Origin of the sequence: Spirillospora sp. NPDC046719 (assembly GCF_040645715.1) — a bacterium.
In the GTDB taxonomy this organism is placed as follows: Bacteria; Actinomycetota; Actinomycetes; order Streptosporangiales; family Streptosporangiaceae; genus Spirillospora.
The window spans coordinates 1269-8326 of sequence record NZ_JBEYYT010000411.1; the positions used below are offsets into that span (position 1 = coordinate 1269).

Annotated in this window: 1 protein-coding gene; it reads right to left on the bottom strand. The window is 75.9% G+C overall.

The genetic code is table 11. The features are described 5' to 3' along the window. Window positions 1-7058: amino acid adenylation domain-containing protein (locus tag ABZ914_RS41210; protein WP_500200079.1), on the bottom strand; the 7058-nt coding region annotated here is incomplete at both ends.

Sequence of the window (7058 nt, forward strand, 5' to 3'; positions counted from 1 at the left end):
GCCGCGCGGATCGGTATGGCGACGCGCGTCGCCAGCAGCGAATGGCCGCCGAGAGCGAAGAAGCCGTCCTGCGCGCCGACCCGGTCGACGCCGAGCACCTCGGACCAGATCCCCGCGAGCAGCCGTTCCAGATCGCCGCGCGGCGCCACGTACGTGCCGCCCGGCTCCGGGCGGGTCAGGTCCGGTGCGGGCAGCGCGGCCCGGTCCGCCTTCCCGCTCGGCGTCAGCGGCAGGGCGGACATCTCGGTGTAGACGGCGGGGATCATGAACTCCGGCAGCCGCGCGGCCGCATGCGCGCGCAGCTCGCCGGCCGGGGGGATCCCGGCGGCGGCATCGGCCGGCACCAGCCACGCCCCCAGCCGCGCCTCCGCTCCCTGTCCGACCGGTGCCGCCACCGCCGCGGCCACGCCCGGATGGGCGGCCAGCACCGCCTCCACCTCACCCGGCTCGATCCGGAATCCCCGCACCTTCAGCTGCTCGTCCACCCGCCCGGCGAACTCCAGCACCCCGTCCGGCCGCCAGGCCGCCCGGTCCCCGGTCCGGTACAGCCGCGACCCGTCCGCCGCGAACGGGTCGGCGACGAACCGCCGCGCGGTGAGGGCCGGTTGCCCGCCGTAGCCGCGCGCCACGCCCGCGCCGCCGAGGAACAGCTCCCCGGTGACCCCGGCCGGCACCGGGCGCAGCCGCTCGTCGAGCACGTACGCCCGCACGTTGGCCACCGGGCGCCCGATCGGCACCGTCGCCCCGTCGTCCGGGCCGGGCACCCCGGTGACGCACATGACGGTCGCCTCCGTCGGCCCGTAGCCGTTCACCAGCCGCAGGCCCTCGCGTCCCCACCGCCGCGCGACCTCGGTGTCGAACCGCTCGCCCGCGCCCACCAGCGTGCGCAGCCCGGGGAGGTCGTCCGGACCCAGCACCGACAGCAGCGACACCGGCAGCGTCGCCACGTCGACGCCGCCCGCCCGGATCAACCCGGCCAGCGCCCGCGGGTCGGTCCGCTCCGCCGCACTCGCGACCACCAGCGTCCCGCCGGCCGCGGGGGTCACCACCAGCTCCAGCACCGACCCGTCGAAACTGAACGACGCGAAGTGCAGCACCCGCGTACCCGGGCCCGCGCCCAGCACGGGCCGCAGCGCCACGGCCAGGTTGACCAGGTTGCCGTGCGTCACCTGGACGCCCTTCGGGACGCCCGCCGACCCCGACGTGTAGATCATGTACGCCGCCGAGCCGGGCGCCACCGGCACCGGAGCCGGCTCGGCCGCGGCGGCGATCTCCCGCCGGACCGCCGGGTCGTCGAGCCAGACCGTCCGCACGCCGTCCGGTGCGGGCAGCCGGTCCCCGGCGACCGCGCGTTCGGCGAGCACCACCCGCGCCCCGCCGCCGGTCAGCATCAGTTCGAGCCGGTCGGCCGGATAGGCGGGGTCCAGCGGCAGGTAGGCGAGCCCCGCCCGCCACACTCCGAGCACCGCCACGAACGCGTCCGTCCCCCGCCCGGTGCACAGGCCCACGAGCGGTCCGGGACGCATGGCCAGCAGGTGGCCGGCGAGCCGCCCCGCCCGCTGCCACAGCGCCCGGTACGTCAGCGCCTCGCCGTCGGCCACGACCGCCACCGCGTCCGGGCACCGCGCCACCTGCGCCGCGACCAGCTCGTGCACCCCGCCCGCCTCGGGCAGCGCCGCGGCCGTGTCGTTCCAGTCGTTCAGCAGCCGATCCCGCTCGGCCGCGGTCAGCACCGGCAGGTCGCCGACCAGCCGTCCGCCGTCCGCGGCCACCGCGTCCAGCAGCACCTGGAACTGCCCCGCGAGCGCGTCGACGGCCGCATCGGCGAACCGGCCGCGGTCGTAGGAGAGCGTGATCGTGAGCTCCCGCCCGGAGTTGACGATCACGGCGAGCGGGTAGCTGATGTCCTGGCGGCCGGCGCTGCCGCCGACCCGCAGGCCGCCGCCGCTCGCGGCGGCTCGCCGTCGCTGCAGCTCGCGGACCGGGTAGTTCTCGAACACGAACAGCGTGCGCACCAGCGGCCGCCCCGCCGGAACGTCGCTGCACTCCTGGATCCGCGTCAGCGGGAGATGCTCGAACCGCCGGGCCTGTACCTGGGCCTCCTGCAGCGTTTCGAGCCACCGCCCCACCGGTGCGGAGTGGTCTATCCGGACCCGGGCGGGCGTCGTGGTGATCAGCAGCCCGACCATCGACGACATCCCCGGTATCTGGTCGCCACGCCCGGACGAGGTCACCCCGTACAGCACGTCGTCGGAGCCGGAGTACATCCCCAGCAGCAGTGCCCAGGCCCCCTGCACGACCGTGTTCATCGTCAGCCGCGAGCGCCGCGCGAACGCTTCCAGCCCGGACATGACCTCGCCCGGCAAGCGCACCTGGACGTCCCGCCGCCCGTGCCGCCCGGTCGCCCGCTCGATGCCGAGCACCGGCGCCGCCGGCACCCCCGCCAGCCGGTCCCGCCAGAACCGCTCCGCCGCCTCGGTGTCCAGCTCCGACAGCCAGGCGACGTAGTCGCGGAACGGCCGGTGCTCCCGGGTCGGCGGCGCCGTCCCCGCGCGCAGCGCGTCGTAGGCCTCCAGTACCTCTTCCAGCACGATCGGCAGGCTCCAGCCGTCCAGCACGAGGTGGTGCAGGCTGAGCACCAGCTGGGCGCGCCCCCGGCCCATGCGCAGCAGCGCCACCCGCACCAGCGACGGCGCGTCGAAGTCGGCGCCCTCCTCCCGGTCCGCCAGCAGGAACTCGTCGACCGCCCGCTCCTGCTCCGGGCCGGTCAGGCCGGACAGGTCCACCTCGCGCCACGGCGGCTCCACCGCACGCGACACCACCAGCACCGGGTCGGCCAGCCCCCGCCACACGACGCGGGCGCGCAGCAGCGCATGCCGTTCGAACGCGGTCCGCCACGCCTGCCGCAGCAGCTCCGCGTCCAGCTCGCCCTCCAGCAGCAGTCCCGTCTGCGACCAGTACATCCCCGCGTCGCCCGACAGCCGCGAGTCCAGCAGCAGCCCCTGCTGCAGCGGGGTCAGCGGGAAGATGTCCTCGATGTCCGTCGACACCGCGGCGGTGACCCGTTCCAGCGCCTCGGCGTCGAGGCCGGCCAGCGGGAAATCGGACGGGGTCCAGCCGCCGGCGCCCGGAGCGCAGCAGTGCTCGATCAGCTCGGTCAGCACCTCGATGTAGCGGTCGGCCAGGCGGCCGACGGTCGCGTGCCGATGGACCTGCGAGGAGTAGATCCACACCAGTTCCAGCACGCCGTCGGTGATGCCGCCGGTGATGTCGATCAGGTAGGCGCGCGGCGCCCGCGGAGGCTGCTCCTGCCCGCGCGGCCCGCCGGCCGGACGGAACCGGCCGCCCGCCAGGCCCGCCCCGCTGCGGGCCGATCCGGACTGGCCCTGGTAGTTGAAGCTGACCTGGGCGCCGCTCGCCGGCACCGCACCGGCCACATGGTGCAGCAGCCCGTACCCGAGCCCGTGCCGGGGAACCGCCCGCAGGTGCTCCTTGGTCCGGCACAGCGCCGCGCCCAGGCCGTCGTGCGCCCCGGTCAGCGCGACGGGGTAGATGCTGGTGAACCAGCCCACCGTCCTGGACACGTCGAAGCCGGCGCCGACGTCCTCGCGGCCGTGGCCCTCCGCGTCCACCACCGAGGCCGGCGCGCCCGTCCACTCGTTGAGGACGATGCCCAGCGCGGTGAGAAGCACGTCGTTGATCTGCGTGCGGTAGGCGGCGGGGACCCGGTGCAGTAGCCGGGCGGTCCGGTCGGGGTCGAGCGCCACCCTGATCTGCCCGGCGGAGCCGACCGTGTTCGCGCCGTCGTGGTCGCGCGGCAACGGCCGGGCCGCGCCCGCGACGTCCGTCCAGTGCTCCGCCTCGGCCGCGACCTCTTCCGACGCCGCCAGCTCCGCCAGCCGCCGCGACCATGCCGGGAACGAGGTGGTCTTGGCCGGCAGCCGGACCGGCTCGCCCCGTTCGGCCTGCTCGTACGCGGCCGACAGGTCCGCCAGCACGATCGGCCACGACACGGCGTCGATCACCAGGTGGTGCGCCACCACGAGCAGCTGCTGCGGCCGGTCGCCGCGCTCGAACAGCACCAGCCGCAGCAGCGGGCCGTCCTCCAGCGCCAGGCCGGCCTGCGCCCGGGTGGCCGCCTCCGTCCGAGCGGCCTCCGTGCCGTCGTCGCCCAGGTCGGCCACCCAGACGAGGTCGGCGCTCTCGACGGCGGCCACCCGCGCCTGCCACCGCCCGTCGCGCCGGGTGAACCGCGACCGCAGCGCGTCGTGGTGGTCGGCCAGCGCCTCCGCCGCCACTTCCAGCAGCCTGCGGTCGATCCGCCCGCCGGTCACTTCGAGCAGCCTGGACTGGTTCAGATGGGACGGCTCGGGCAGCTCCCAGCCGAAGAACGCCCGCTGGACCGGGGACAGCGGGAACTCCCCGCCGATCCGGTCCTGCCCCGCGTCGGCCGCCTGCGCGCCTGCGGCGACCGCGGCCAGCTCCGCCACCGTCTGGTGGTCGAACATCTGCGCCGCGGTGACGTGCACCCCCATCTCCCGGGCCCGGGCCACCACCTGGATGCTGGTGATCGAGTCGCCGCCGAGGTCGAAGAAGTTGTCGGTCACGCCGACCCGCTCGGTCCGCAGCAGCTCGGCCCACACCTGCGCCAGCACCCGCTCGGTCTCCGTCCGCGGCGCGACGAACCGCCCCACCTCGGGCCGGTCCGTGCCGGGGTCCGGCAGCGCGGCGCGGTCCACCTTCCTGCTGGGCGTCAGCGGCAGCGACGCCAGCTCGGTGAACACCGCGGGGACCATGAACTCCGGCAGCCGCCGCCGGGTGAACTCGCGCAGCTCGGCCGTGCCGGGGACGCCGGCGGCCGGGTCCGCGGCCACCAGGTAGGCCGCCAGCCGCCGGTCGGCCTCCGGCCCGAAGGCGGTCACCGCCGCCGCCGACACGTCCGGGTGGGCCGCCAGGACCGCCTCGACCTCGCCGGGCTCGACCCGGAACCCGCGCACCTTGACCTGCTCGTCCGCGCGGCCGATGAACTCCAGGAGCCCGTCGGCCCGCCACCGGGCCCGGTCCCCGGTCCGGTACATCCGCGAGCCGTCCCCCGCGACGGGGCAGGCGACGAAGCGCTCCGCCGTCAGCGCGGGTCGTCCGCCGTATCCGCGCGCCAGCCCGGTACCGGCCACGTACAGCTCGCCGGGGACCCCGGCCGGGACCGGGTTCAGCGTCGCGTCCAGCACGTACAGCCGGGTGTTGGCGATCGGCGACCCGATCGGCGGGGCGGGCGGGGGCTGCTGCGGTTCCGGGCCTTCCGGGGTGCCGGTGTCGCACCGGGCGATCGTGGCGCAGACGCTCGTCTCGGTGGGCCCGTAGGCGTTGAACAGGCGCCTGCCGCGCCCCCAGGTCCGGGCGAGCTCCGCGTCGAGCCGCTCCCCCGCGGTGATCAGCGTGCCGACCCCGGCGAGGCCGTCCGGCGGCAGCGCTTCGAGCAGCGAGGGCGGCATCGTCGCGACGCCCACTCCGGCGCCGGCGATCAGGGCGGCCAGCCGGTCGGGCTCGGCGCGCTCACCCGAGGTCGCGACCACCAGCCTCGCTCCGGTGGCCAGCGCCATCACCAGCTCCCAGACGGAGGCGTCGAAGCTGGCGGAGGCGAACTGCAGCACCACGTCGCCGCGTTCCACGCCGAGCGCGCGCTGCTGTGCCATGGCGAGGTTGACCACGCCCTCGTGCGGCACCTGCACGGCCTTGGGTGTGCCGGTCGAGCCCGAGGTGTAGATGACGTACGCGAGCTGGCCCGGACGGACCGCAGCAGGCAGATCCGGCAGGTCCGGCAGGTCCGCGTCCGACAGGTCCGCGTCCGGGTCGTCGAGCCACAGCGCCGCCCGCACCGCGGACGGCGCGTCTCCGGTATCCGCGACCAGGTCCGCCGCCGCCCGCCGTTCCCCGATCAGCACCCGTGCCCCGCTGTCGGTGAGCATGAACCGCAGGCGTTCGGGCGGGTACTCCGGGTCCAGAGGCAGGTAGGCGCCGCCCGCCTGCCACACCGCGAGGATCGCCACGATCAGGGATACGTCGCGGCCGAGAGCGAGGCCGACCACCGTGCCCGGTCCCGTTTCGGCGTCCCGCAGCAGCGCCGCCATCCGCCCCGCGCGCGCCATCAGGCCGCCGTAGGTCAGGCAGCTCTCACCGGCCACCACCGCCACCGCGTCCGGATGCTGCCGCGCGCGCGCCGCGATCAGCTCGTGGATGCCCGTCTCGGCGGGCGCCGCGACCGTGGAGTCGTTCCACTGCCGGACCACCACGTCCCGCTCGCTCGCCGTCAGCAACGGCAGGGCGCTGATGTGCCGGTCCGCGTCGGCGGCGACGGCCTCCAACAGGGTGGTCATGTGCCGGGCCATCCGCTGCATCCTGGACGCGTCGAAAAGCGCGGTGCTGTAGTGCATCGACCCCATCAGGCCGGCCGGGGAGTCGGCCACCGTGACCACCAGGTCGGCGCGCACCGGCAGCGCCTCCTCCGCGGTCCCGCCCGGGTGCGCGGTGTCCAGCCGCAGCCGCTCCCCGGCACCGGTGACGTCGTCGTCGGGGCGTGCGTCGGCGTAGCTGAACGCGACCTGGAACAGCGGCGTCCTCGACCGGTCCCGCGCGGTCACGAGGGCGTCCACCAGCTGCTCGAACGGGAGGTCCTGGTGCGCGTACGCGTCGAGCGCCGCGGACCGCACCCGGCCGAGCAGCTCGGTGAACGCCGGGTCCCCTGACAGGTCGGTCCGCAGGACCAGGTCGTTCACGAAGAACCCGATGAGGTCCTCGGTCTCGGCGCGGTTCCGGTTGGCCACCGGCGTGCCCACGAGCACGTCGTCCTGCCCCGAGTACCGGCCCAGCAGCACCGCGAACACCGACAGCAGCGTCATGAACATCGTCGCGCCGCCCTCGCGCGCGACCTCGTGCAGCCGCCGCGTCGCCGCGGCCGGGACGGTGAAGCTCGCGAAGGCGGCGGCCGTCGAGCGGACCGGCGGGCGGGGCCGGTCCGCCGGAAGGTCCAGTTCCGGCGCCCCGGCGAGCCGGTCGCGCCA